The 24,546-nt window shown below is 66.8% G+C and carries 22 protein-coding genes; 10 read left to right on the top strand and 12 right to left on the bottom strand.

Annotated features, from left to right (window positions below; all coding sequences use genetic code 11):
* Window positions 1–26: 26 nt before the first annotated feature.
* The 5 genes from TSB10P1A_RS11655 to uxaC form a co-directional block, all read right to left on the bottom strand.
* Window positions 27–344 carry a cupin domain-containing protein gene (locus TSB10P1A_RS11655; RefSeq protein ID WP_186388475.1) on the bottom strand — a complete coding sequence of 106 codons (318 nt, stop codon included), beginning with the start codon at window positions 342–344 and terminating at the stop codon, window positions 27–29.
* A 30-nt stretch (window positions 345–374) separates the two neighbouring features.
* Window positions 375–1,655 (bottom strand): TRAP transporter large permease, encoded by a 1,281-nt coding sequence (locus TSB10P1A_RS11650; RefSeq protein ID WP_186388097.1) that lies wholly within the window; start codon window positions 1,653–1,655, stop codon window positions 375–377.
* Between the two features lie 3 nt (window positions 1,656–1,658).
* A complete protein-coding gene (locus tag TSB10P1A_RS11645; protein ID WP_186388474.1) occupies window positions 1,659–2,168 on the bottom strand; it encodes a TRAP transporter small permease in 510 nt (169 codons plus the stop codon).
* An 80-nt stretch (window positions 2,169–2,248) separates the two neighbouring features.
* Complete coding sequence (locus TSB10P1A_RS11640) at window positions 2,249–3,229, bottom strand: TRAP transporter substrate-binding protein (RefSeq protein WP_186388096.1); 981 nt, start codon at window positions 3,227–3,229, stop codon at window positions 2,249–2,251.
* Window positions 3,230–3,260: 31 nt separating this feature from the next.
* Complete coding sequence (gene uxaC / locus TSB10P1A_RS11635) at window positions 3,261–4,667, bottom strand: glucuronate isomerase (RefSeq protein WP_186388095.1); 1,407 nt, start codon at window positions 4,665–4,667, stop codon at window positions 3,261–3,263.
* A gap of 274 nt (window positions 4,668–4,941) precedes the next feature.
* On the opposite strand from uxaC, the gene TSB10P1A_RS11630 reads away from it, so the two are divergent.
* On the top strand, window positions 4,942–5,643 hold the full coding sequence (locus tag TSB10P1A_RS11630; RefSeq protein ID WP_186388094.1) for a GntR family transcriptional regulator: 702 nt from the start codon (window positions 4,942–4,944) through the stop codon (window positions 5,641–5,643).
* 18 nt (window positions 5,644–5,661) lie between these two features.
* Here the strand turns inward: TSB10P1A_RS11630 and TSB10P1A_RS11625 are convergent, their stop codons facing one another.
* From TSB10P1A_RS11625 to TSB10P1A_RS11595, 7 genes are all read right to left on the bottom strand, one after another.
* On the bottom strand, window positions 5,662–6,741 hold the full coding sequence (locus TSB10P1A_RS11625; RefSeq protein ID WP_186388093.1) for a D-TA family PLP-dependent enzyme: 1,080 nt from the start codon (window positions 6,739–6,741) through the stop codon (window positions 5,662–5,664).
* A gap of 18 nt (window positions 6,742–6,759) precedes the next feature.
* On the bottom strand, window positions 6,760–8,220 hold the full coding sequence (locus TSB10P1A_RS11620; RefSeq protein ID WP_186388092.1) for a M81 family metallopeptidase: 1,461 nt from the start codon (window positions 8,218–8,220) through the stop codon (window positions 6,760–6,762).
* A gap of 8 nt (window positions 8,221–8,228) precedes the next feature.
* Complete coding sequence (locus TSB10P1A_RS11615) at window positions 8,229–9,230, bottom strand: ABC transporter ATP-binding protein (RefSeq protein WP_186388091.1); 1,002 nt, start codon at window positions 9,228–9,230, stop codon at window positions 8,229–8,231.
* Window positions 9,227–10,228 carry an ABC transporter ATP-binding protein gene (locus TSB10P1A_RS11610; RefSeq protein ID WP_186388090.1) on the bottom strand — a complete coding sequence of 334 codons (1,002 nt, stop codon included), beginning with the start codon at window positions 10,226–10,228 and terminating at the stop codon, window positions 9,227–9,229. The genes TSB10P1A_RS11615 and TSB10P1A_RS11610 overlap by 4 nt, the downstream gene beginning before the upstream one ends.
* Before the next feature lies 1 nt (window position 10,229).
* On the bottom strand, window positions 10,230–11,081 hold the full coding sequence (locus TSB10P1A_RS11605) for an ABC transporter permease (RefSeq protein WP_186388089.1): 852 nt from the start codon (window positions 11,079–11,081) through the stop codon (window positions 10,230–10,232).
* Between the two features lie 43 nt (window positions 11,082–11,124).
* A complete protein-coding gene (locus TSB10P1A_RS11600; RefSeq protein ID WP_186388088.1) occupies window positions 11,125–12,072 on the bottom strand; it encodes an ABC transporter permease in 948 nt (315 codons plus the stop codon).
* Window positions 12,073–12,187: 115 nt separating this feature from the next.
* Window positions 12,188–13,729, bottom strand: a complete 1,542-nt coding sequence (locus tag TSB10P1A_RS11595; protein ID WP_186388087.1) for an ABC transporter substrate-binding protein — start codon at window positions 13,727–13,729, stop codon at window positions 12,188–12,190.
* A gap of 217 nt (window positions 13,730–13,946) precedes the next feature.
* Here TSB10P1A_RS11595 and TSB10P1A_RS11590 point away from each other — a divergent pair, with 217 nt between their 5' ends.
* The 9 genes from TSB10P1A_RS11590 (at window position 13,947) to nirD (ending at window position 24,544) form a co-directional block, all read left to right on the top strand.
* A complete protein-coding gene (locus TSB10P1A_RS11590; RefSeq protein ID WP_186388086.1) occupies window positions 13,947–14,336 on the top strand; it encodes a Rid family hydrolase in 390 nt (129 codons plus the stop codon).
* A 46-nt stretch (window positions 14,337–14,382) separates the two neighbouring features.
* A complete protein-coding gene (locus tag TSB10P1A_RS11585) occupies window positions 14,383–15,264 on the top strand; it encodes a MurR/RpiR family transcriptional regulator (RefSeq protein ID WP_208987083.1) in 882 nt (293 codons plus the stop codon).
* A 94-nt stretch (window positions 15,265–15,358) separates the two neighbouring features.
* The gene (locus tag TSB10P1A_RS11580) at window positions 15,359–15,958 is read left to right on the top strand and encodes an ANTAR domain-containing response regulator (protein ID WP_186388084.1); all 600 of its coding nucleotides are present in this window, start codon (window positions 15,359–15,361) and stop codon (window positions 15,956–15,958) included.
* The gene (locus TSB10P1A_RS11575) at window positions 15,955–17,103 is read left to right on the top strand and encodes a CmpA/NrtA family ABC transporter substrate-binding protein (protein ID WP_186388083.1); all 1,149 of its coding nucleotides are present in this window, start codon (window positions 15,955–15,957) and stop codon (window positions 17,101–17,103) included. The genes TSB10P1A_RS11580 and TSB10P1A_RS11575 overlap by 4 nt, the downstream gene beginning before the upstream one ends.
* 359 nt (window positions 17,104–17,462) lie before the next feature.
* Window positions 17,463–18,854 (top strand): CmpA/NrtA family ABC transporter substrate-binding protein, encoded by a 1,392-nt coding sequence (locus tag TSB10P1A_RS11570; RefSeq protein ID WP_186388473.1) that lies wholly within the window; start codon window positions 17,463–17,465, stop codon window positions 18,852–18,854.
* A 79-nt stretch (window positions 18,855–18,933) separates the two neighbouring features.
* The gene (locus tag TSB10P1A_RS11565; RefSeq protein ID WP_186388082.1) at window positions 18,934–20,013 is read left to right on the top strand and encodes an ABC transporter permease; all 1,080 of its coding nucleotides are present in this window, start codon (window positions 18,934–18,936) and stop codon (window positions 20,011–20,013) included.
* A 4-nt stretch (window positions 20,014–20,017) separates the two neighbouring features.
* A complete protein-coding gene (locus TSB10P1A_RS11560) occupies window positions 20,018–21,748 on the top strand; it encodes an ABC transporter ATP-binding protein (RefSeq protein ID WP_186388081.1) in 1,731 nt (576 codons plus the stop codon).
* A 4-nt stretch (window positions 21,749–21,752) separates the two neighbouring features.
* On the top strand, window positions 21,753–24,203 hold the full coding sequence (gene nirB, locus TSB10P1A_RS11555) for a nitrite reductase large subunit NirB (RefSeq protein WP_186388080.1): 2,451 nt from the start codon (window positions 21,753–21,755) through the stop codon (window positions 24,201–24,203).
* 5 nt (window positions 24,204–24,208) lie between these two features.
* Window positions 24,209–24,544 (top strand): nitrite reductase small subunit NirD, encoded by a 336-nt coding sequence (gene nirD / locus TSB10P1A_RS11550; RefSeq protein WP_186388472.1) that lies wholly within the window; start codon window positions 24,209–24,211, stop codon window positions 24,542–24,544.
* Window positions 24,545–24,546: the final 2 nt, after the last annotated feature.

Genomic DNA, 24,546 nt, shown 5'->3' with positions numbered 1-24,546 from the left:
GCTCCTTCAAAGGGGGATGTTCGGGATCAGAGGAAGTCGTCGCGGCGGGGCGTGAAGCCGTCGATCAGGCGCCCTGCCTCGAGGCAGCGGCAGCCGTGCACCGCGTTGGAGGGAATGATGAAGCTGTCCCCGGGGCCGACCTCGAACTCCTCGCCGTCAAGCGTGAAGACGAAGCGGCCGCTTTCCACATAGGTCGACTGGATATGCGGATGGCTGTGCAGCGCGCCTTCTGCGCCGGCCTCAAAGGTGAAGGCGACGACCATCATCTGCGGACTGTCGGCGACGACGCGGCGGGTTATCCCCGGTCCGGTCGCAACTTCTGGAAAGGCGGCAAGGGGCGACATGGGGGGTGACATGGGCGGGCTCCGTTCGGATCAGTGGAACAGCGAGGGCAGCCAGAGCGACAGGGCCGGTACATAGGTGACGAGCAGCAGGGTTCCGACGGCGGCGAAGTAGAAGGGCCAGATCGACCGCACCGCCTCCCAGACGGTGATCCTCCCGACGGCGCAGCCGACGAAGAGCACGGCGCCGACCGGCGGGGTGCACAGGCCGATGCCGAGATTGAGGATCAGGATGACGCCGAAATGGACCGGATCGACGCCGAAAGCCTGGGCAACGGGCAGGAAGATCGGCGTGGTGATGACGATCAGCGGCGACATGTCCATGAAGGTGCCGAGGATCAGCAGGATGATGTTGATCAGGAGCAGGACGAGAAGCGGGTTCTGGGAGATGTCCTGCATGACGGCGACGAGGGTCGTCGGTACCCGCAGATAGGCGAGCAGCCAGCCGAAGGAGGCGGCGCAGCCGATCACCAACAGCACCATGGCGGTGGTACGCACCGCGGCGGTGGTCGCCAGCACGAAGGTCTGCCAGCTCATGGTGCGGTAGGCGATGGCGGTGATGAACAGGGCATAGACCACGGCGATGCACGAGCTCTCCGAGGCCGTGAAGATGCCGGAGCGCACGCCGCCGAAGATGATGGCGATCAGCAGGATGCCCGGGATCGCGTTGATCAGGAGGTAGCCGACCATGGCCCAGCCCTGGAACGGATCGATGGGATAGTTGCGCTTCCGGGCGACGTACCAGGCGGCGAACATCAGCGCCAGCGCCAGCAGCAGGCCGGGCAGGATGCCGGCGGTGAACAGGTCGGCGATGGAGATGCGCCCGCCGGCAGAGATCGAATAGATGATCATGTTGTGCGAGGGCGGCAGCATCAGGGCGATGATCGAGGAGACGACGGTGACGTTGACGCCGTAGGCGACGTCATAGCCGCGCGCCTTCATCTGCGGGATCATCAGGCCGCCGATCGCCGAGGCATCGGCCGCGGCCGAGCCGGAAATGCCGCCGAACAGCACGGAGGCGGTGATGTTGACCTGGCCGAGGCCGCCGCGCATATGGCCGACCAGCGCACCGGCAAGCGCGACGAGCCGGCGGGCAATGTCGCCGCGCACCATCAACTCGCCGGCATAGATGAAGAACGGGATCGCCATCAGCGCGAAGACGGAGACGCCGGAGTTCAGGCGCTGGAACACCACGACCGGCGGCAGGCCGAGATAGACGATGGTGGCGAAGGACGAGACGCCGAGGCAGAAGGCGACGGGCGTGCCGATCAGCAGCAGGGTGGTAAAGGTGCCGAAGAGGATCAACAGTTCCATCGGTCAATCCTCCAGTTCGGTTTCGCCGAAGCGCGCGGTCGGCAGGCCTGCGGCGCGGCGGGCGAGCCGCTCCAGCGAGAACAGGACGATGAGAACGCCGCCGGCGACGAGGGGCAGGAAGTCATAGGCGCCGGAGATGCCGAGCGAGGGCAGCTTGTTGCCGGAGGTCTTGGCGGCAAGCTCGGCGCCGTACCAGACCATGCCGGCGCCGAAGGCGATGACGACCGCGTCGGAGACGGAGTGCAGCGCCAGTTTGACCTTCAGCGGCAGCACGTAGAGCAGCACGTCGAAGGACAGGTGGTAGCCTTCGCGGATGCCGACGGCAGCGCCCAGGAAGATGAACCAGCCCATCAGCATGACCGAGGCGGGCTCCGTCCAGGACTGGCTGTCGTTCAGCACATAGCGGTAGAACACCTGGACCGAAATGAAAGCGGTCATCAGCACCAGGCCCGTTGCCGACAGCCACAGGGCGATGCGGCCGATGATGCCCGTGATCCGCGCGACGGCGCGCATTGTCCCTTGCAAGATGCGTCCTCCCGGCAAGAAGAAGCCCGCGGCGGACCGGCCGCCGCGGGTTCGAAGTCACGTCGGGATCACTCGGTCGCCTGAATGCGGGCGACGAGGTCCTTCAGCTTGTCGGAGGTCACGTATTTCTCGTAGACCGGCTTCATCGCCTCGATGAACGGCGTCTTGTCGATCTCGCTGACGATCTGGACGCCGGCCTCGCGGATTTTGGCTTCCGAGGCCGCCTCGCGCTCGGCCCAGAGCTTGCGCATGTGCGGGACGGAGTCCTTGGCCGCCTGGCGGATGATCTCCTGGTCCTCGGCCGAGAGCTTGTCCCAGCTCTTCTTCGACATGACCAGCACTTCCGGGACGATCAGGTGTTCATCGAGCGTGAAGTGGCCGGCAACCTCGTAGTGGCCGGAGCTTTCGAAGGACGGCCAGTTGTTTTCGGCCCCGTCGATGACGCCGGTCTGGATCGAGGAATAGACCTCGCCATAGGGCATCGGCGTCGCGTTGGCGCCGAGCGCGTTGACCATGTCGACGAAGAGATCCGACTGCATGACGCGGAACTTCATGCCCGACAGGTCGGCCATGGTCTCGACCGGCTTCTGGCGGTTGTAGAACGAACGCGAGCCGGCGTCGTAGAAGGCGAGGCCGACGAGGTCATGGGCGGAGAAGGCCTCGAGGATTTCCTGGCCGATCTCGCCGTCCATCACCTTGTGCATGTGCTCGACGGAGCGGAAGATATAGGGCAGCGAGGGAACCTGGGTCTCCTCGATGATGTTGTTGAACGGCCCGAGCGAGACGCGGTTCATGTCGATCACGCCGAACTGGGTCTGTTCGATCGTGTCCTTCTCCTGGCCGAGCTGGGCCGAGTGGAACACCTCGATCTCGATGCGGCCGTTGGAGCGCTCCTTGACGAGCTCGCCCAGATACTTGACCGCCTCGACGGTCGGGTAGCCGTCCGGATGGGTGTCCGAGGACCGCAGGACGATGTTGGCCGCCTGCGCCGTCATGGCCGAGGCGGCGAGCAGCCCGAAGGCTGCCGTCATGGTCTTCCAATGCTTCATGTTCAGTTCCTCCCTAGAGCAGTTTCGCCGGTCACAGCCTGTAGGCGGCCTTGACCAGAGTGTAGGTGAGGTCGCGTGCGACCTCATATGCCTCGCCTTCGCCGAGCCTCCCGGTGGCGACGAGTGTGGCGAGGAATGCCGCATCCGACCGGCGCGCCACGTCGTGGCGGGCGGGGATGGAACAGAAGGCGCGGGTGTCGTCGTTGAACCCCACGGTGTTGTAGAAGCCGGCGGTCTCCGTCGCCATCTCGCGGAACCGGCGCATGCCTTCCGCGCTGTCGTGGAACCACCAGGGTGGGCCAAGACGGAGCACCGGATAGGCACCGGCGAGCGGCGCCAGCTCGCGTGCGTAGGACGTCTCGTCCAGCGTGAAGAGGATGATGGTGAGGCCGGGCTCGTGGCCGACTGCGTCGAGCAGCGGTTTGAGCGCGCGGACATAGTCGGTGCGGGTGGGGATGTCGAAACCCTTGTCGCGGCCGTGCCGGGCCATCACGGCAGGGGAATGGTTGCGGAAGGCGCCGGGATGGATCTGCATCACCAGCCCGTCGTCGAGGCTCATGCGCGCCATCTCGGTCAGCATGTGGCCGCGGAACCGGTCGGCTTCCTCCGCCGTGCAGCGCCCGGCCAGCGCCCTGTCGAAGAGGGCGGCAGCCTCGGTGGGCGACAGGTCCTCGGTGCGGGCGCTGGGCACGCCGTGGTCGGTGGCGGTGGCGCCATGGTCCTTGAAGACGGCGCGGCGCGCCCGGTGGGCGGCAAGGTAGCCGGACCAGGTCGTCGTCTCCTCGCCGGTGATCTCGCCGAGCCGGGCAACGTTTGCGGCAAAACCCTCGAATTCTGGATCGGTGACCGCGTCCGGCCGGTAGGCGGTGATGACCCGGCCGCCCCAGCCGCTGTCGCGGATTGCGCGGTGATGCTCCAGCGGATCCAGCGCGGATTCCGTGGTGGCGATGACCTCGATGTTGAAGCGATCGTAGAGGGCGCGCGGCCGGAACTGCGGCCGGGCAAGGCAGTCGGCGATGTGGTCGTAGATGCGCGTCGCGGTCTCAGGGCCGAGCGGCTCGTCGATGCCGAAGACCTCCTGGAAGGAATGGGTCAGCCAGAGTGCGGAGGGCGCGCCGCGGAACAGGTGGAAGTTGTCGGCGAACAGTTTCCAGATGCGGCGCGGGTCGCGCTCGCTGGCGCCGCCGTCGACCCTCGGCACGCCGAGATCGGTCAGCGGGATGCCTTGCGAACCCAGCATGCGGAAGACGTAGTGGTCCGGCACGACGAAGAGCTCGGCCGGATCGGGGAACGGCTCGTTCAGCGCGAACCAGGCCGGGTCGGTATGGCCATGCGGGCTGACGATCGGCAGGTCGCGGATGGTCCGGTAGATGTCGCGGGCAAGGCCACGCGTGCGCGGCTCCACCGGAAACAGCCGGTCCTCGTCCAGTAGCGCCATTTCGATCCTCCCTGCCAGCCCCTGTCGCGTTCTCGCGTCTCGTTGTTGGGGCTGGCGAACTGACTAGTAATCTAATATGTTAGTCTGTAAGTTGAGTCAACGCCGCCGAACGAGGACGGCAGCGAATTGTCAAACCGGGCGGCAGTCGCTAGGACGGGCCTCCCGGCAAATGCCGGAAAACCGGCGCGGACGACACGTCCGGCAGCGTGGCGGCTCCGTATGCGGCTTCGGATCATCCGGAGGCGGACAGGGCGGCCGCAGGGAGGGCAGGGGAATGACGGAACAGATCAAGCTCAGGACGCTCGACATGACCCGCGTGCCGTCCGTGACCGATCTGGTCTTCGCGGAACTCTACAACCGGGTGGTCGGGCTCGACCTGTTGCCCGGCACCAAACTGTCGGAGGCGGAAGTCGCCAAGCAGATGGGGGTCAGCCGGCAGCCGGTGCGCGACGCCTTCTACCGCCTGTCGCAGCAGGGCTTCCTGCTGATCCGCCCGCAGCGCGCCACGGTGGTGACGCCGATCTCCGTGGAGGCGGTCCACCGGGCCCGCTTCATCCGCACCGCGCTGGAACTCGAGACCGTGCGCGCGGCGATGGCCAATATCCGCCCCGAGCATTTCGGCGAGTTGGAAGACCTGATCGGCGAGCAGGAAAAGGCGGCGGACCGGGATGATCGCGCCGGCTTCCACGCGCTCGACGACAGTTTCCACAACCGGATCTGCGAGATTGCCGGACAGGGGCATGTCTGGGCGCTGATCCGCGACCACAAGGCGCATATGGACCGGGTGCGCTACCTGTCGCTGGAGAACGGCGCAAGGCTGGCGATGGAGGATCACGTCTCCATTCTGGAGGCGGTGCGGGCCGGCGACGAGGTGGCGGCCGTGGCGCGGATGCGCTCGCATCTGGGACGGATCGCCGGCATCATCGACGACATTCGCGCAGCGCATGGCGCCTATTTCGATCCCGACGAGGCGTGACGCCGCCGGGCCAGCCGGTCAGGTCATGCGGCCGCGCGCGGCGATGTCGATCTCCTCGACGCCGCCATCGGCTGCCAGCAGCCAGGCGCGGTCGAACAGGTTCGTCACCACGCAGCAGTGGTTGGGCACGATGCGGACGCGGTCGCCGACGGCAAGGCTGCCGGCGGGGATCTCGACCACCGCATGCTCCTCGCTGAGCGCGGCGATCTGCGCATCCGGATGGCCGATGATGGTGCCGTGTCCGGTGAGGCCGAGCAGATCCGAGGACAGTGCCTTGGAGCCGGCATCCAGCACGGCGCGGGTCGGCGTCGGCCGGCTGACGACGGTGGCATGCACCGTCAGGGCGCAGTCGTCGAGGGTGCAGGCGCCGCGCTCGACCAGCGAACGGTCGTTGTAGATATAGGTGCCGGCCCGGTATTCGGTGACGAGGTTGCGGGACCCGCCCTCCGCCTCGCCCGCATGCCACATGTCGGGCGAGCCGCCGCTGGAGATTTCCGGGCATTCGAGGCCGCGTTCGCCGAGCAGGCCGAGCGCCTCGCCCATGAAGCGCTCGACATTGCCGGCCTTGCCGGGGGCCGGATAGGTCATCAGCCCGGCGAAGACGAGGCCGGGCGCAGCCTTGATGCGGGCGGCGAGATCCACCGCTTCCTCTGGCGTCTGGACGCCGCAGCGTCCCGCGCCCGTGTCGCATTCCACCATCACATGCAGCGTTGCCGCACTATCCGCGAAGGCGGAGGCCAGACCGTCCACCGTCGTCCCGCTGTCGGCGACGACGGCAAGACGGGCGATGCGCCCGGCGAGCGCCTTCAGCCGCTGGAGCTTGGCCTCGCCCAGGATGTTGAAGGTGATGAGGATGTCGTCGATGCCGGCATCGGCCATCACCTCCGCCTCGCCGATCTTCTGGCAGGTGATGCCGCGCGCGCCGGCCGCGATCTGCGCCTTGGCGAAGCGCGGCAGCTTGTGGGTCTTGATATGCGGCCGGCTCTTGAGGCCGAGCCGGTCGCAATGGGCCTGGAAGCGGGCGATGTTGGCGAGCGCCACCGCCTCGTCCAGCACGAGGGCGGGGGTCTCCGGCTGGAAGGGCGCATCGGCGGTCATGGCGTGGTTCCGTATGTCTCAGGCGGCGTGGGGATCCTCGACGCGCGGCCAGATGGCGCGCGTGAGGGTGTGGTAGGTGTTGGTCGCCGGATCGTTGGGGTAAGGCCCGTCGACCGCCGCATAGAGGATGTCGAAGGCGATCCGCGAGAAGGCATCGTGGAAGTGATTGGTCGACTTCACAACCAGGATCTTCATCGCCGCCGGGTCGATCCCCATGTTGGAGAAGGCGTCCGGGCTGAAGATCTGCGAGCGTACCGTGTTGAGCACGACGCGCAGGCCCTTGATGCGGATCGCTACCGAATCGCCCAGCGGCACCACGCTGGTGCCGAAGCTCTGCACGGCGTTGCGCACCACCTTCTCCACCGTCACCTCGGCATCGATGGGTTCGCCGGCGGCGGCCGACATCTTGCCGCCGAAGCGCAAGGGCAGCGTCGCGCCTTCGCCGGCGGAAATGCAGGTGCGAACCGCGACCGGGTCCCAGATGGAGGCGAGGGCAGCGTCCGTGAGCCCGCGCGCGATCATCTCGCGCAGCACGATGGTGGAATCGCCCGGCACGCCGCCGCCCGGATTGTCCCACACGTCGGCGATGACCACCGGATGGCCGTCGATCTCGGCCGCCCTGTCGAGTGCCTCAGCCGGGGTGAGGAAGTCCGGACGGGTGCGGCCGCGGAAGGAGAAGAGCTCCATGCCGAGTTCGCGCGCCAGCCGGTCGCCCTTCGCCCGGTCGCCGTCGGTGATGACGACGAGGCGGGAGCCGAGATCCGGCACGTCGGCGGCCATGAAGCCGTGGATGACCGAGACCGATAGGACTCCGTCATGCCCCTCCAGCGCCTTCAGCTTGTCGATGAAGCCGCGCATCGGCTGGCGGCTGGTCGGCAGCACCTCGATCATCCGGCAGTCGAAGACGGAGATTTCCGGTGTCACCTCGCCGACCGATGTGCGGTGGGCGAGATCGACGAGGCTCTCGGCGGCGATGACGAAATCCGTGTGCGGGAATTCCTTGAAGGCGACCAGAAGGTCGGCATTGGCGGTGCGCTTTGCCGAAAGGTGGCTATGCGGATCGAAGGTGGCGCCGATGATCGTGTCGGGGCCGACGATGGCGCGCACCGCCTCCAGGATCTCCCCTTCGCAGTCGAGGCAGCCGTCGGCGACCATCGCGCCATGCAGGCCCAGCAGCACGATGTCGAGCGGCAGCGCGGCGCGGATCTCGGCCAGCATCTGGTCGCGCAGCAGCTCCCAGGTGCGGGCGTTGACGAGCCCGCCCGGCTCCGCCCAGGTGGCGGTGCCCTCGATCACCTGCCAGCCGTACTGGCGGGCACGCTCACGGGCGACCGGAAACACCGCGCTGCACAGCGTCGGCGTCGCCGGATGTTCGCCGGGGCCGGCATAGAAACTGTCGCGGAAGTCCTGCAGGTCGGTGCGCAGGGGTGAGAAAGTGTTGGTCTCCGTTGCCAGGGACCCGACGAATACGCGTTTCATTCCGGCCATCAGGCGGCCTCCCCGAGAAGCTGGCCGGCATGGTGGCAGGCACTGGAACGTCCGTTGCCAAGGTCCACCGGATCGGGCCGCGTCGAACGGCAGATGTCGGTGGCGAGCGGGCAACGTGGATGGAAGGCGCAGCCGGAGGGCGGCGAGGCGGCACTGGCCGGTTCGCCGAGATCGACGACCGGTTGCCGGCCTGGCCGGATGCGCGGGATGGAGGCGAGCAGCAGGCGCGTGTAGGGATGCGCGGGCTTCTCGAAGATGGCAGCCTTCGGCGCCGTCTCGACGATGCGGCCGAGATACATGACGGCGACGCGGTCGGAGATGTGCCGCACGACGCCGAGGTCATGGGAAATGAACAGCATCGAGATGCCGCTGTCGCGCTGCAGGTCCTTGATGAGATTGAGCACCTGCGCCTGGATCGACACGTCGAGCGCGGAGACAGCCTCGTCGGCGATGACGAGGCGCGGCTCGACGATCATCACCCTGGCGATGCCGATGCGCTGGCGCTGGCCGCCGGAGAACTCGTGCGGATAGCGGGTCATCACCTTCGGATCGAGGCCGACCTTCACCAGCGTGTCGGAGATGCGCGCGCGCACCTCCTCGCGGGTGCGGGCAAGTCCGTGGATGCGGACCGGCTCGGCCAGCGTCTGCTCGATAGTGAGGCGCGGGTTGAGCGAGGCGAAGGGGTCCTGGAAGATCATCTGGATCTCGCGCCGCAGCGGCCGGAAGGCTCCGGCCGAAAGCCCCAGAATGTCGCGGCCGCGGAACAGCGCCTCGCCGCTCGTCGCCGGCTCGAGCTTCGTCAGCGTGCGCCCGACCGTGGACTTGCCGCAGCCGCTCTCGCCGACGATGCCCAGCACCTCGCCCTCGGCAAGGTCGAAGGAGACGCCGTCGACTGCCTTGAGGACGCGCTTTGGCCCCGGCAACACGCCGGTGGAAGGCGCGCGGAAGGTGAAGTGGGTCTTCAGGTCGCGGACCTGGAGGAGGGGGGCTGCGTCGGTCATGCGTCCGGCTCCAGCGGGTAGTGGCAGCGGGCGAAATGGGTGGGCGCGAAGGCGGTGAGCGCCGGCTGGTCGCTGTCGCAGCCGGCTCCTGCCCGCGCGCAGCGCGGATGGAAGGCGCAGCCGGTGATGGTCTCGTCGAGCGTCGGGACACGTCCGGGAATCGCGGACAGCCGGTCGACGTCCTCATCGGCTTCGGGAATCGAATCCAGCAGGCCGCGCGTGTAGGGATGACGCATGTCCTGGAACAGCTCGCGCGCACCCGCCGTCTCGACCACGCGGCCGCGATACATCACGGCGATGCGGTCGCAGGTCTCGGCGATGACGCCAAGGTCATGGGAGATCAGCATGACGCCCATGCCGGTGTCCTTCTGCAGTTCGACGATCAGCTTGAGGATCTGCGCCTGAACGGTGACGTCGAGGGCCGTGGTCGGCTCGTCGGCGATCAGCAGGCGCGGCGAGCCGGCGAGCGCCATGGCGATCATCACGCGCTGGCGCTGGCCGCCGGAAAGCTGGTGCGGGAAGCTGTCGATGCGTCCGGCCGGATCGGGGATGCGGACCATGGTCAGCAGTTCCAGCGCCCGGTCGCGCGCTGCCCGGCGCGACATTGGCCGATGCTCGCGGATCGCCTCGATGATCTGGTCGCCGATCCGGTAGACCGGATTGAGCGAGGTCATCGGCTCCTGGAAGATCATCGACATCTCGTTGCCCATGATCGCGCGGCGCTCGCGCGGCGACAGACGCAGGAGGTCGCGGCCGCGGAAGAAGATCTCACCGGCAAGAACGCGCACGGGCGTTCCCTCCAGCAGGCCCATGATTGCGAGCGAGGTGAGGCTCTTGCCGCAGCCGCTTTCACCGACGATGCCGAGCGTTTCGCCGGTCGACAGGCTGAGCGAGAGGTCCTGCACCACCGGCAGGATGCCGTCGGGCGTGGCGACGCCGAGCGTCAGGCCGCGCATGTCGAGCAACAGGTCGCTGGCGTCTGTATTCGGGCGCGTCATCTCACACCCCCTTGATGTCGTTACGGAACCGCGGGTCGATGCTGTCGCGCAGGGCGTCGCCGACCAGGTTCATGGAAAAGACGGACAGGATGATCAGGGCGCCCGGGAACAGCAGCAGCCAGGAGGCCCGGGTGACGTAGATGCGCGATTCCGACAGCATGTTGCCCCAGCTCGGCACTTCCGGCGGCAGGCCGAGACCGAGAAAGTCGAGGGCCGCGGCCTGCAACTGGGCGAAGGCGAAGATGAAACTCGCCTGCACCAGGAGCGGCGAGACGAGGTTCGGCAGGATGTGGCGGAACAGGATGCTGGCATGGCCGGCGCCGGAGCAGGTGGCGGCATCGACGAAGACCTCGCCCTTCAGCTTCAAGGTCATGCCGAAGAGGATGCGGGCGGTGGTGGTGGCATAGACGATGCCGATCACGATCACCGTGTTGACGACGCTGCGCTCCAGCAGGGTCATCAGCACGAGGGCGAGCAGCAGCGCCGGAAACGCCATCAGCACGTCGACGATGCGCATGATCACATGGCCGAGGCGGGTGAAATAGGCCGAGATCATGCCGGCAAGGCCGCCGGCGACCAGCGCCACGACGACACTGCCGAAGCCGATGACGATGGCCATGCGGGCGCCATAGAGACTGCGCGAGAAGCTGTCGCGGCCGAAGTGATCGGTGCCGAACAGATGCTCCTGGCTCGGCGGCGACAGACGCACGAGCGGATCGAACTCCAGCGGATCGTAAGGGGCTACAAGCGGAGCGAAGATCGCGGCGAGCGCGACCAGGATCAGCCAGCACAGTCCGGCGGTGGCGAGCCAGCGCCCGCGGAAGATGCGGCCCATGGTGAGGATCGCGGTCATGCCTCAGCTCCCTGGCTTTGCGGCTTGAGAGAACGGGTCCGGGTCATTTCAGCGACACCCTGGGGTCGAGGCGCGCATAGGCGAGGTCGACCAGAAGGTTGATGACCATGTAGAGGACGACGATCACCAGGATGACGCCCTGGATGACGGGATAGTCACGGCGCAGGATCGACTGGACCACGAGGCGGCCGATGCCGGGCAGCGAGAAGACGGTTTCGGTCACCACCGCCTCGGAGACGAGGGCGGCGAAGGTGAAGCCGAAGGCGGCGGCAACGGCGATCAGCGCGTTGCGGAACACGTGCTTCACCGAGACCTTCCACGGGGCGAGGCCCTTGGCGCGGGCGGTGCGCACATGATCCTCGCGCTGTACGTCGAGCATGGAGGCGCGCACCAGGCGGATGATCAGCGCCGCGTTGGGCGCGGCGAGGGTGAAGCTCGGCAGCAGCAGGTAGCGCAGGTTGGCAAGCCCGCCCGTGTCGCGGATCGAGGGATAGCCGGACGAGGGCAGCCAGCCGAGTGTCACCGAAAAGATCAGGATCAGGTAGAGACCGAGCCAGAAGGTCGGCACGGAAGCAAAGAGCATGGCCCCGCCCGAGGTGACCTGGTCGACCCAAGTGCCGCGATAGCTGGCGGCGACGACGCCGATCGGCACGCCAAGGATGACGATCCAGACCATCGTCATCAGCGCGAGCAGGATCGAGGTCTCTGCGCCGTCGGCGATCACCGCGGTGACGGGGATGCGAAAGAAGATCGACGTGCCGAGGTCGCCCTGCAGCACATTGCCGAGCCACAGCAGGTATTGCGTATAGAGCGGCTGGTCGAGGCCGAGCTCGCGCGTCAGGCTGGCGATCTCCTCGGGTGTGGCGCTGTCGCCGAGCAGGACGGCAGCCGGATCACCAGGGATCAGGTGCACGAAGAGGAAGACCAGCAGCGAGGCGGCGAGCAGCGTCGGCACGAGCGTCAGCAGTCTCCGCAGGGCATATCCGAGCATGAGCGTGACTTTCCGCGAAATGTCGGGAGGCGGCCAGCCCGCCCCCGGCCTGTTGCGAGTGTCGTCCTAGGGACGGAGTTTCGCAAAGGCCGGAGGGGGCCGAGAGGACCGTGCGTTACTTCGAGACGTTCCAGAAGTGCGGCCAGATCAGGGTTGCTTCGCCGAGGCCCTTCAGCTCCGGGGAGGCGATGTTGTAGGTGTAGACGTCACCGGTCTTCATGGTCGGGACTTGCTCGTAGATCAGCGCCTGCAGCTCGCCCCACAGCTTCTGGCGCTCCGCCGGATCGGCCGAGGCGGTGAACTTCTCCGCCAGTTCGGTCTTTTCCGGGGTGGTCCACCAGCCGGGATAGGTCGGGTTCATCACCGAGATCAGGATCGGATCCGGCACGAAGCCGTGATGGGTGAAGAACAGGTCCCACTGGTCCGGCTCGCCGCGCTTTTTGATGAGCGTTGCCCAGTCATAGACCTGCAGGTCGATGTTGAAGCCGGCCTGGGCAAGCTGCTTGGTATAGACGATCGCCGTGTCGTAGTGGAACGGGTAGTTGGTCGACACCATGAACTTGATCGGCTCGCCGTTGTAGCCGGCTTCCTTGGCCAGCTCCCTGGCGGCGGCCGCGTCGCCCTTGCTGAAGTTCTCAGCACCCGATTCGGTGTACCAGACGTTGCCCTGCGGCATGAACGAGCCGTTCGCCCGCCACAGCTTCTCCGGGCCGATGGCGACCTGCAGCGCCGGCGTCTTGTTGATCGCCGTCTGGATGGCGCGGCGCAGGGCGAAGTTCTCCTTCAGCGGCCCTTCCTTGGAATTGAGGAAGACGAGGCCGAAGATCGGGCCGCCGTTGAGGATCGTCGTGACGTCCGGGCTGGCATCGAGGGCGTCGAACAGATCGCCCGGGATGGTCTCGGCATAATCGTAGTCGCCGGCCTGGAGGCCGCTGACGCGGGTGCCGACATCGGGAACCGGGATGAAGCGCAGCGCATCGAACTCGGCCTTGCGGGCGCCGCCATAGCCGTTCGGCTCGCCTTCGGGCGAATCATAGTCGTCGAAACGCACGAGCTCGACATGGCGGTTGGGCTGCCACTCGCCGAAGCGGTAGGGGCCGGTGCCGATGTAGTTTTCCGGCGCGATCGGCTCCTTGCCGGCGCCTTCCATCACGGAGGCCGGGTAGATCGCGGGGCCGCCATTGATGAAGGCCAAAAGGTTCTTCCAGGGGCCGAAGGGCTGCTTGAGGCGCAGCGTGACCTCGTGGTCGCCGGTCGCCTCGATGCTGTCGACATTCGAGAACAGCAGGCTGCCGCGCGAGCCGAACTCGCCCCAGCGCTTCAGCGAAGCGACGACGTCGGCCGAGGTCATGTCGGTGCCGTTGTGGAAGGTCACGCCCTGGCGCAGGGTGATGACGATGGTGCGTCCGTCATCTTCCAGACGGTCGCTCTCGGCGAGCAGCGGCACCGGCGAATTGCTGGCGTCGAAGGTGTAGAGACCCTCGAACATGTGATGGGCGATAGTCGTCGACAGATCCGAGGTGACGACATGCTGATCAAGGCTCGGCGGCTCGCCGACGGTGGCGTAGCGCAGGGTGCCGGCCGCGAAGGCGGTGCTGGCCATGGATGTCGCGATCGCCGCGGCGAACACGGTTTTCCAGTGGGTGCGTCGGAACATTCCACTCCTCCAAATACAGGGTCCTCTGGGTAGCTCGGATGATCCATGCCGGCGTGCATCCACCGACCGGTCACCCCACGATCCGCCGTGTCTGCGCCGGCTGTTCGTTGTGTAAAAAATTTTCATAATCTGCCGAAACTGTCAAACGGGAATTTGAATTTCCCGCTAAACTGCGGTAGATAATGAAAGAAACTTTCATATAGAGCTGAGGATTTCCATGACCAAGGGCATCATCCGTCACGATACCGCCGATCTCGCCGCCGGCGGCCAGAAACGTCCCTTCGCCAAGGCGGTGAGCGCCGGCGGTTTCGTCTACGTCTCCGGCCAGGTGCCGGCGGAGGGCGGAGAGATCATCGCCGGCGGCATCGTCGCGCAGACGGAAAAGGTGATCGAGAACATCAGGTCGGTGCTGGCGTTGGCCGGCTGCGGGCTGGAGCATGTGGTCAAGGTCAATGTCTGGCTGGACGATGCCCGCGACTTCTCCAGCTTCAACGCCGTGTTCGAGCGGCATTTCGGGGCGCATCCGCCGGCGCGCTCCACGGTGCAGTCGCCGTTGATGGTGGATGCGAAGGTCGAGATGGATGTCATCGCCTACAAAGCCGACTAGTCTGGTTCCCGAAACCGGGGCGGATGGCAGGGAAGGGGCCGGGGGCGTGGCCAAGGTGATCGACATCATCGCGCAGCTCAGGCGGCTCGACGGCGCCTTCCCCAAGCGCGAGCAGCGGGTTGCCGACTATGTGCTGGCGAACCTGGAGACCATCGCCTATCAGCGCCAGAGCGAGATCGCCAATGGGGCGGGCGTGTCGGATGCCACGGTCAACCGGTTCTGCCAGACGCTGGGCTGCGACGGGTTCAAGGATTTCAAGATCCGTCTCGCCCAGAGCGTCGCCGTTTCGCTGCAATACATGGACGTGCAGGCGCCCGACAGCGGGTCGTTTTCCGACGCGCTGGTGGCGCAGGTGTTCGGCGCGCTGATGGACACGCTGAACCGGGCGCGGGCGCAGCTCGATCCGCTGGCCGTGGAGGCGGCGATCGACCTTTTGGCCGGGGCGCGGCGGATCGTCTTCTTCGGCGTCGGCGGCGGTTCGGCCAATGTGGCGCGGGAGGGGGCAAACCGCTTCTTTCGCCTCGGCGTGCCGGCAGAGGCGCATTCGGACGGCTACCTGCAGCGGATGATCGCCTCGACGCTGGAGCGCGGCGACGTGGTCTTCGCGGTCTCGGCGAGCGGCACGCCGGCCGAATTGCTCGACAGCGTCGCCATCGCCCGCCAGTACGGCGCCCAGACGCTGAGCCTGACCAAGGCCGGCTCGGATCTGGCCGCCGCCACCGACATCGCGCTTGGCCTCGACCTGCCGGAAGACCAGGATATCTACAAGCCAAGCGCCTCGCGGCTCGCCTATGTGGCCATCATCGACGTGCTGGCGGCCGGCGCCGCGCGCAAGCGGCCCGAACGTGTGCGCGAATACCTGCGCCGGATCCGCACCTCGCTGGTGCCGCTGTCCAAGGATGTGGGCCCCAAGCCCATCGGCGACTGAGCGGCCAGCCTGTCGCTGGAGATTTTTCCACCACTCGCGCTGCGTTGCAGCAAAGTTCGATTGAACAATTTTACGGCATGCGCATTATGTGGGCATGCGTGAGCAGCTCGCCATTCTCGTGATCGATACGAACCGGATCCGCTCGTCCATCATCGAGCAGGGATTGCGCGATGCCGGGCATGAGCGGGTGATCGTTGTCGACGGCATGGACGGCCTGGTGCGGAAGATTACCGAGATCGATCCGGATGTGATCGTCATCGACCTGGAAAACCCCAATCGCGACCAGCTCGAGCATATTTTTCAGGTCTCGCGCGCGGTCCGCCGGCCTATCGCCATGTTCGTCGACCGCTCCGAGGCCGGCGCCATCGAGGCGGCGGTGGACGCGGGCGTCTCCGCCTATGTGGTGGACGGGCTGAAGCGCGAGCGGGTCAAGCCGATCCTCGACATGGCGATCAGCCGCTTCAATGCGTTCAACCGGCTGTCGCAGGAACTGGAGGCGGCGCGCAACGAACTGGCCGAGCGCAAGACCATCGAACGGGCCAAGGGCATCCTGATGCGCAACCGCGGCATCGGCGAGGACGAGGCCTATCGGCTGCTGCGCAAGACGGCGATGAACCAGGGCCGCAGGATCATCGAGGTGGCGGAAGGCCTCGTGATCTCCGCAGGGCTGCTGGAGAAACGGGACGAGGCATGAGGCGAGCGGACGGCGACACGGTGATTGCGGGCTTCATCCCGCTTCTCGACAGTGCGCTGCTGGTGACGGCGGCGGAGCGGGGCTTTGCCGCGCGCGAGGGAGTGACCCTGAAGCTGGTGCGCGAGACCTCCTGGGCCAATATCCGCGACCGCATCGCCATCGGCCATTTCGACGTTGCCCATATGCTGGCGCCGATGCCCATTGCCGCGTCCCTGGAAATCACCTCGCTCGCCGTGCCGATGCTGGTGCCGATGACGCTGGGGCTCGGCGGCAATGCCATCACGGTGTCCAACATCCTCTGGCAGCGCATGTGCGACCACGGCGCGCCTCGCGACGGCGATCCGGCCGGAACAGCACGGGCGCTCAAGGGGGTGATCTCCGCATCCGGCGGGAGCGCCCCGCTGCGCTTCGGCGTCGTGCACCCGTTCTCAGGACATGCCTACGAATTGCGCTACTGGCTTGCGGCCGCCGGCATCGATCCGGACAGGGATGTGGAGATCACCGTGCTGCCGCCGCCGCTGATGGCGGACGCACTGGCGGCCGATCGGCTCGACGGCTATTGCGTCGGCGAACCTTGGAACACGGCGGCCGTCCTTGCCGGCACAGGCCGCATCGTCACCACCAAGGCGGCGATCTGGCCGAAAAGCCCGGAGAAGGTGCTGGGCGTGACGCGCAAATGGGCCGCGTCGAATTCCGACCTGCTGGCGGCACTGATCCGGGCACTGGCGGGAGCGGCGACCTGGTGCGCCGACCCGCAGAACCATCGCGAGTTGGCGGAACTGCTGTCCGGACCGGACTATCTCGACTGTCCGGCGGAGTATTGCCGTCCGGCACTGTCGGGCGAACTGCTGCTGTCGCGGGACGAGCCGCTTTCACGCCCGGATTTCCTGTCCTTTGCGGGGCAGGCCGCGCTCAGCCCGCAGCCCGCCCATGCGTTGTGGTTCTACAGCCAGATGCTCCGCTGGGGACAGGTAACGCACAGTGCCGAGCGCGAGGCGGTGGTGCGGGCGACCTATCGCCCCGATCTGCTGGAGGCCGCAACGGGCGTGCGGGCCGAAGCCGCGAGCCTCACCTTCTTTGATGGCGTGGGCTTCGATCCCGATGCGGTTGCCGACTATGCGGCAGCCTTCCCGGTCCGCGCCTGAGGCCTTTTTCCCTTCGTGTTCGCGCTGCTGTTTCTTGTTGCGCTGCACAAGGATTGGTCACCTGCCTGTGCGAAGTGCCCGGGCTTTCGGCGCCTGTGGATCTGCCCGGTTTTCAGGTGTTGCGATTCTCTCTGTGAAATCAATTTACTGTCGGGAAATCCGCAACTGGCACGCCTCCTGCAAGGGAAACAACGTGCCAAAGATGGCCACGACATAGCACGCCCAAGGACGGGCGTTCCGGCAAAGCCGCCGTTGAGACCAGCCAGCGCCCTCCCGCGCCTTGCGTCTCGACGGCGGCTTTTTTGTTGGCCCGAGGCCGATCTCAGAGGGACGGCCCGAGCAGAGGGAGAAGAGACGTGATGCAGATCCCGCACCCTGTCCGCCGCGCGGCCATCGGCCTTCTGGCGTTCGCCGCGATCCTGCCGGCGAGCGCACAGGCCGACATGCTGATGGTCGAGAAGGACGAGCTGAAATTCGGCTTCATCAAGCTGACCGACATGGCCCCCCTGGCGATCGCCTATGAGAAGGGGTTCTTCGAGGACGAGGGGCTGTTCGTCACCCTGGAGCCGCAGGCGAACTGGAAGGTTCTCCTCGACCGGGTCATCACCGGCGAGCTCGACGGCGCCCATATGCTGGCGGGCCAGCCGCTGGCGGCGACCATCGGTTTCGGCACTGAGGCGCATATCGTCACGCCCTTCTCGATGGACCTCAACGGCAACGGCATCACCGTTTCCAACGAGGTGTGGCAGATGATGAAGCCGCATCTGGAGATGCAGGCCGACGGCAAGCCGGTGCACCCGATCCCGGCAAGCGCGCTGAAGCCGGTCGTCGATGCTTTCCGCGCACAAGGACGCCCGTTCAACATGGGCATGGTCTTCCCGGTCTCGACCCACAATTACGAACTGCGCTACTGGCTCGCCTCCGGCGGCATTCATCCCGGCTTCTACTCCACCTCCGACATTTCCGGGCAGATCAAGGCCGAGGCGCTGCTGTCGGTGACGCCGCCGCCGCAGATGCCGGCAACGCTCGAGGCCGGCACGATCAACGGCTACTGCGTCGGCGAGCCGTGGAACCAGCAGGCGGTGTTCAAGGGCATCGGCGTGCCGGTGATCACCGATTACGAGATCTGGAAGAACAATCCGGAGAAGGTGTTCGGCCTGACCAAGGCCTTCGTCGACGAGAATCCAAACACCGTCCTGGCGCTGACCAAGGCGCTGATCCGCGCTGCCATGTGGCTGGACGAGAACGACAACGCCAATCGCATGGAGGCGGTCGAGATCCTGTCGCGGCCCGAATATGTCGGCGCCGACCAGGAAGTGATCGCCAACTCGATGACCGGCACATTCGAATACGAGAAGGGCGACATCCGCGAGGTGCCGGACTTCAACGTCTTCTTCCGCCACCACGCGACCTATCCCTTCTATTCGGATGCGGTCTGGTACCTGACCCAGATGCGCCGCTGGGGCCAGATCGCCGAACACAAGCCGGACGAGTGGTATGCGGAGGTGGCGAAGCAGGTCTACCTGCCGGAGATTTACCTCAAGGCCGCGCGCCTGCTGGTCGACGAGGGGCTGGCCGCGGAAGCCGACTTCCCCTTCGACAGCGACGGTTACCGGGCACCGACCCCGGCCGCCGACATCATCGACGGCATTCCCTACGACGGCCGCGCCCCAAACGCCTACATCGACAGCCTGCCGATCGGCCTGAAGAGCGGGCAGACGGTCGAAGGCAACGAGGTGATCGGCGGCTGAGGCCGCGTGCGCCCGGCCGGCGGGCCGCTGCCGGCCGGCCGGGTGCTTTCGCCCGCGAAGGACAAGAGGAACAGTTTCCATGGCACATGCCGAAACCACCGCACCGGATGCGGCTGGCGCCTCCCGCCGCAGCTTGCTTCTTTCCGCCCTGTCGCGGGCGGCCGGATGGCTCGACGCCCTCGGTCTCTCCTGGCTGGTGCCGCTGGGCCGACTGGCGCTCGGCGAGGATCCGCGCGAGCAGCTCGGAGAGCTCAAGCGATTGCTGGTCATTCCGCTGGTCGGCATCGCCGTCTTTCTGGTCGCCTGGGCGGTATTGGCGCCAAAGGTGCAGACCTCGCTCGGTGCCGTGCCCGGGCCGGCGGAGGTCTGGGAGCAGGCCGGCAACCTGTGGCAGGACCATCTGCGCGAACGGGAAAAGGCCGCGGACTTCTTTGCTCGTCAGGACGAGCGCAACGCCAAGCTGGAGGCGGCCGGCCGGCACGACCAGGTGAAGTGGCGCAGCTATACGGGCAAGCCGACCTATCTCGACCAGATCGTCACCTCGCTGGTGACGGTGGGGCTGGGCTTCGGCATAGCGACGCTGATCGCCGTGCCGCTCGGCATCGCCTCGGGCCTGTCGCGCTCCTTCAATGGCGCGATCAATCCCCTGATCCAGATCTTCAAGCCGGTGTCGCCGCTCGCCTGGCTGCCCATCGTCACGATGATCGTCTCGGCACTCTATGCGGACCCGGCCGACTGGCTGCCAAAATCGCTGCTGATCTCGGCGGTCACCGTGACGCTGTGCTCGATGTGGCCAACGCTGATCAACACGGCGCTGGGCGTCGCCTCGGTCGACAAGGACCTGATGAATGTCGGCCGGGTGCTGCAGCTCTCCACCCGCAAGACGGTGGTGAAGCTGGTCATGCCCTCGGCGCTGCCGCTGATCTTCACCGGCCTGCGCCTGTCGCTCGGCGTCGGCTGGATGGTGCTGATCGCCGCCGAGATGCTGGCGCAGAACCCGGGGCTCGGAAAGTTCGTCTGGGACGAGTTCCAGAACGGTTCCTCGCAGTCGCTCGCCCGCATCATGGTCGCGGTTCTCACCATCGGCTTGATCGGCTTTGCCCTCGACCGGGTGATGTATGCGCTGCAGCGCGCCTTCACCTTCTCCGCGACGAGGTAAGGCGATGACGATCCTGGAAATCTCCAAGCTGTCGAAGGGCTATGGCGAGGGCCATGCGCGCACCGAGGTGCTTGCCGATATCGACCTGAAGGTCGCCGAGGGCGAGTTCATCGCCATTGTCGGCTATTCCGGCACCGGCAAGACGACCCTGATTTCGCTGCTGGCGGGGCTTATCGAGGCCGACAGCGGCGGGGGGATCTACAAGGGCCGCGAGATCGACGGGCCGGGGCCGGAGCGCGGCGTCGTCTTCCAGTCCTACTCGCTGATGCCGTGGCTGACCGTCTTCGGCAACGTGATGCTGGCGGTCGACAGCGTCTTCGGCAAGCTGCCGAAGGCGGAGCGGGTGGCGATCGCCGAGGACTATATCGCCATGGTCGGCCTCGCCCATGCCCGCGACCGGCGGCCGGCGGAACTGTCCGGCGGCATGCGCCAGCGGGTGGCGGTGGCGCGGGCGCTGGCCATGCGCCCCGAGGTACTGCTGCTGGATGAGCCCCTGTCGGCGCTCGACGCGCTGACCCGGGCGAAGCTGCAGGACGAGTTCGCGGCCATCTGCGAGAAGGAGAAGAAGACCATCGTCCTCATCACCAATGATGTGGACGAGGCGATCCTGCTGGCGGACCGCATCGTGCCGCTGCTTCCCGGCCGGCCGGCAACGCTCGGCCGCGAGTTTGCCGTGCCCTTCGCGCGGCCGCGCGATCGCAGCGAGCTCAACCATGACGATGCCTTCATCGCGCTGCGGGCGGAGGTGACCGCGTATCTGATGGAGGCCGGCGCCGCGCGGGGCGGGGAGGAGGCCGCCGTGCTGCGCCTGCCCGAACTCCGCCCGGCGGGACGGGCTGAGCAGGGCGAGGTGCGGCAGGCGGACGAGCGCTTCCTGCAGTTCAGCGAGTTGCGCAAGGTCTATCCGACGCCGAAGGGACCGCTGACCGTGGTCGACGGCTTCGAACTGACCATGCGCAAGGGCGAGTTCGTGACGCTGATCGGCCATTCGGGCTGCGGCAAGTCGACGGTGCTGTCGATGGCCGCCGGCCTCAACCCGATCTCCGGCGGCGCGGTGGTGCTGGACGGCACCCATGTGACCAAAGCCGGACCCGACCGGGCCGTCGTGTTCCAGGCGCCGTCGCTGATGCCCTGGCTGACGGCCTACGAGAACGTCGCGCTCGGTGTCGACCAGGTGCATCCGGGCGCAACACGCGAGGAGCGGCGGGACATCGCCGAGCACTATCTCGGCCGCGTCGGGCTCGCCGACAGCATGCACAAGCGCGCGTCGGAGCTGTCCAACGGCATGCGCCAGCGGGTGGGCATCGCCCGGGCCTTCGCCCTGTCGCCCAAGCTGCTGCTGCTCGACGAGCCCTTCGGCATGCTCGACAGCCTGACCCGCTGGGAATTGCAGGACGTGCTGATGGATGTGTGGGCCCGCAGCGCGGTGACGGCGATCTGCGTCACCCATGACGTGGACGAGGCGATCCTGCTCGCCGACCGGGTGGTGATGATGTCGAACGGGCCGAATGCCCGCATCGGCAACATCATGGAGGTGGACCTGCCGCGGCCGCGCTCGCGCAAGGCGCTGATCTCCCATCCCGACTACTACGCCTATCGCGAGGAGCTGCTGGAGTTTCTCGAGGCCTATGAGGGCGGCGCCAACCCGGACGCGGCCCAGCTTGCCGCCATTACCGAGCGTCGGGCGGCGCGCATCGCGCGCCAGAAGGACGCCCGCCTTGCAGCCGCGGAGTGAGACAATGACGACGAAGAAGAAACTGGTCGTGATCGGTGCCGGCATGGCGTCCGGCCGCCTGCTGGAAACCCTGCTGGAGGCGGCGCCGGACGCCTATGACATCACGCTGTTCGGGGCCGAACCGCGCGGCAACTACAACCGCATCATGCTGTCGCCGGTGCTGGCGGGGGACAAGGCCTACGAGGACATCGTCACCCATGACGCCGCCTGGTACGCGGGCAAGGGCATCGCCTGCCGTTTCGGAGAAGCGGTAACGCGCATCGACCGGGATGCGAAGACGGTCACGAGCGCAGGCGGCGAAACGCCTTACGACAAGCTGGTGATCGCCACGGGTTCGGCGCCTTTCATCATCCCGGTCGCCGGGCGCGACTTGCCGGGCGTGCGCGCCTTTCGCGATCTCGATGATGTCGAGGCGATGATCGAGGCTGCAGGGCAGCCCGGAGCCCGTGCCGTGGTGATCGGCGGCGGCCTGCTGGGTCTGGAGGCCGCAGCGGCGCTGCGTTCGCGCGGCATGGAGGTGGTGGTCCTGCACCTGATGGGGCACCTGATGGAGCGTCAGCTCGATCCGGCCGCCGGCCACCTGCTGCGCAAGGAACTGGAGGGGCGCGGCATCACCGTTCACACGCAGGCACAGACCAAGGCGATCCTCGGAAATGAGAGTGTCGAGGCGGTTCTGCTGGATGACGGCACGGTCTATCCGGCGGATCTGGTGGTGATGGCCGTCGGCATCCGTCCCGAGACGCGGCTCGCGGTCGATGCGGGCCTTGAGGTTGAGCGCGGTATCCTCATCGACGATCAGGCCCTGACCTCCGACCCGGACATCCTGGCGGTGGGGGAATGTGTCGAGCACCAGCGGGTCTGCTACGGGCTGGTTGCGCCGCTCTACACCATGGCGAGCGTTGCGGCGAAGACGCTGCTGGGCGAGACAGCAGCATTCCGGCCGCTGGAAACGGCGACCCAGCTCAAGGTGACCGGCGTCAATCTCTATTCCGCCGGTGACTTTGCCGATGCCGAGGACCGCGAGGAGATCGTGCTGCGCGATGCAGCCTCGGGCATCTACAAGCGGCTGGTTCTCAAAGAGAACCGTATCGTCGGGGCGGTGCTCTACGGCGAGGCGGCAGATGGTCCCTGGTTCTTCGACCATATCCGCAACCGCACCGACATCTCGGAGATGCGCGAGACGCTGATCTTCGGCCAGTCGTTCCAGGGGGGCGCCCCGCTGGACCCTATGGCGGCCGTTGCAGCCTTGCCGGATGAGGCGGAGATCTGTGGCTGCAACGGCGTGTGCAAGGGGCGGATCGTCGGCGCGATCCGTGAGAAGGGACTGACGACGCTCGACGAGGTGCGTGCCCACACCAAGGCGTCGGCCTCCTGCGGCACCTGCACCGGGCTGGTCGAGCAGGTGATGCAGGCAACGCTGGGGGACGCGTTCACGCCGCAGGCGGTCACGCCGATGTGCGGCTGCACGCCGCTCGGCCATGACGAGGTGCGGCGGCTGATCCGCGCGAAAGAGCTCAAGAGCATTCCGGCGGTGATGCAGGAGCTGGAATGGCGCTCGTCCGGCGGCTGCGCCAAGTGCCGGCCGGCGCTCAATTACTATCTCGTTTGCGATTGGCCCGACGAATACGCGGACGACTACCAGTCGCGCTTCATCAACGAACGGGTGCACGCCAACATCCAGAAGGACGGCACCTATTCGGTGGTGCCGCGCATGTGGGGCGGGATGACCTCCGCCAAGGAATTGCGGGCGATCGCCGATGTCGTCGACAAGTTCGATATCCCGGCCGTGAAGGTGACCGGCGGCCAGCGCATCGACATGCTGGGCATCCGCAAGGAGGACCTGCCGGCGGTCTGGGAGGATCTCGGCAAGGCCGGCTTCGTCTCCGGCCATGCCTATGCCAAGGGGCTGCGCACCGTGAAGACCTGCGTCGGCTCGGACTGGTGCCGGTTCGGCACGCAGGATTCGACGGGCCTCGGGATCGCCATCGAGAAGTTCATGTGGGGCTCGTGGACGCCGGCCAAGGTCAAGATGGCCGTGTCGGGCTGCCCGCGAAACTGCGCGGAGGCGACCTGCAAGGACGTGGGGGTGATCTGCGTCGACAGCGGCTTCGAGATCCATTTCGCCGGCGCGGCCGGGCTCGACATCAAGGGTACGGAAGTTCTCGGCCATGTGGCAACGGCAGAGGAGGCGCTCCGGCACATCGCCGCGCTGGTGCAGATGTATCGCGAGCAGGGCCACTACCTGGAACGGATCTACAAATGGGCGAAGCGCATCGGCCTCGACGAGATCCGCCGGCAGATCATGGACGATGCGGGCCGCCGTGCGGCCTATTACGAGCGCTTCGTCTTCTCGCAGCAGTTCGCCCAGGTTGACCCGTGGTCGGAGCGCGTCTCCGGCAAGGACAAGCACGAGTTCAACCCGCTGGCGATCCTTGAACTGGAGGCCGCGCAATGACCGCGATGACGGCGGAGTGGATCGAGATCGGCCGGCTGGAGGACATTCCCCGTGCCGGTGCGCGGGTGGTGAAGACGCCGGCGGGCTGCATCGCGGTGTTCCGCACTGAGGACGACCGGGTCTATGCGCTGAATGACCGGTGCCCGCACAAGGGCGGACCGCTCAGCCAGGGCATCGTGCATGGCACCTCCGTGACCTGCCCCTTGCACAACTGGGTGTTCGACCTTGCCAGCGGCGTGGCGCAGGGCGCCGATGAGGGGCAGGTCGCGACCTATCCGGTGACGGTGCGCGACGGCGTGCTGCTGATCGCTGGAGCGCGGCTGCCGGCGGCGGAGGAATAGGC

Source organism: Stappia sp. TSB10P1A (genome assembly GCF_900185725.1).
Taxonomy (GTDB): Bacteria; Pseudomonadota; Alphaproteobacteria; order Rhizobiales; family Stappiaceae; genus Stappia.
This window is presented reverse-complemented; position numbering and strand designations above follow the sequence as displayed.

Coding starts and splice junctions, on each gene's coding strand:
- TSB10P1A_RS11620 (WP_186388092.1), bottom strand. CDS start 8,220: ATGAAACGCGTATTCGTCGGGTCCCTGGCAACGGAGACCAACACTTTC.
- TSB10P1A_RS11600 (WP_186388088.1), bottom strand. CDS start 12,072: ATGCTCGGATATGCCCTGCGGAGACTGCTGACGCTCGTGCCGACGCTG.
- nirB (WP_186388080.1), top strand. CDS start 21,753: ATGACGACGAAGAAGAAACTGGTCGTGATCGGTGCCGGCATGGCGTCC.
- TSB10P1A_RS11655 (WP_186388475.1), bottom strand. CDS start 344: ATGTCGCCCCTTGCCGCCTTTCCAGAAGTTGCGACCGGACCGGGGATA.
- TSB10P1A_RS11565 (WP_186388082.1), top strand. CDS start 18,934: ATGGCACATGCCGAAACCACCGCACCGGATGCGGCTGGCGCCTCCCGC.
- TSB10P1A_RS11610 (WP_186388090.1), bottom strand. CDS start 10,228: ATGACGCGCCCGAATACAGACGCCAGCGACCTGTTGCTCGACATGCGC.
- TSB10P1A_RS11590 (WP_186388086.1), top strand. CDS start 13,947: ATGACCAAGGGCATCATCCGTCACGATACCGCCGATCTCGCCGCCGGC.
- TSB10P1A_RS11575 (WP_186388083.1), top strand. CDS start 15,955: ATGAGGCGAGCGGACGGCGACACGGTGATTGCGGGCTTCATCCCGCTT.
- uxaC (WP_186388095.1), bottom strand. CDS start 4,667: ATGGCGCTACTGGACGAGGACCGGCTGTTTCCGGTGGAGCCGCGCACG.
- TSB10P1A_RS11640 (WP_186388096.1), bottom strand. CDS start 3,229: ATGAAGCATTGGAAGACCATGACGGCAGCCTTCGGGCTGCTCGCCGCC.
- TSB10P1A_RS11605 (WP_186388089.1), bottom strand. CDS start 11,081: ATGACCGCGATCCTCACCATGGGCCGCATCTTCCGCGGGCGCTGGCTC.
- TSB10P1A_RS11615 (WP_186388091.1), bottom strand. CDS start 9,230: ATGACCGACGCAGCCCCCCTCCTCCAGGTCCGCGACCTGAAGACCCAC.
- TSB10P1A_RS11625 (WP_186388093.1), bottom strand. CDS start 6,741: ATGACCGCCGATGCGCCCTTCCAGCCGGAGACCCCCGCCCTCGTGCTG.
- TSB10P1A_RS11645 (WP_186388474.1), bottom strand. CDS start 2,168: ATGCGCGCCGTCGCGCGGATCACGGGCATCATCGGCCGCATCGCCCTG.
- TSB10P1A_RS11595 (WP_186388087.1), bottom strand. CDS start 13,729: ATGTTCCGACGCACCCACTGGAAAACCGTGTTCGCCGCGGCGATCGCG.
- TSB10P1A_RS11560 (WP_186388081.1), top strand. CDS start 20,018: ATGACGATCCTGGAAATCTCCAAGCTGTCGAAGGGCTATGGCGAGGGC.
- TSB10P1A_RS11570 (WP_186388473.1), top strand. CDS start 17,463: ATGCAGATCCCGCACCCTGTCCGCCGCGCGGCCATCGGCCTTCTGGCG.
- TSB10P1A_RS11630 (WP_186388094.1), top strand. CDS start 4,942: ATGACGGAACAGATCAAGCTCAGGACGCTCGACATGACCCGCGTGCCG.
- TSB10P1A_RS11650 (WP_186388097.1), bottom strand. CDS start 1,655: ATGGAACTGTTGATCCTCTTCGGCACCTTTACCACCCTGCTGCTGATC.
- nirD (WP_186388472.1), top strand. CDS start 24,209: ATGACGGCGGAGTGGATCGAGATCGGCCGGCTGGAGGACATTCCCCGT.
- TSB10P1A_RS11580 (WP_186388084.1), top strand. CDS start 15,359: ATGCGTGAGCAGCTCGCCATTCTCGTGATCGATACGAACCGGATCCGC.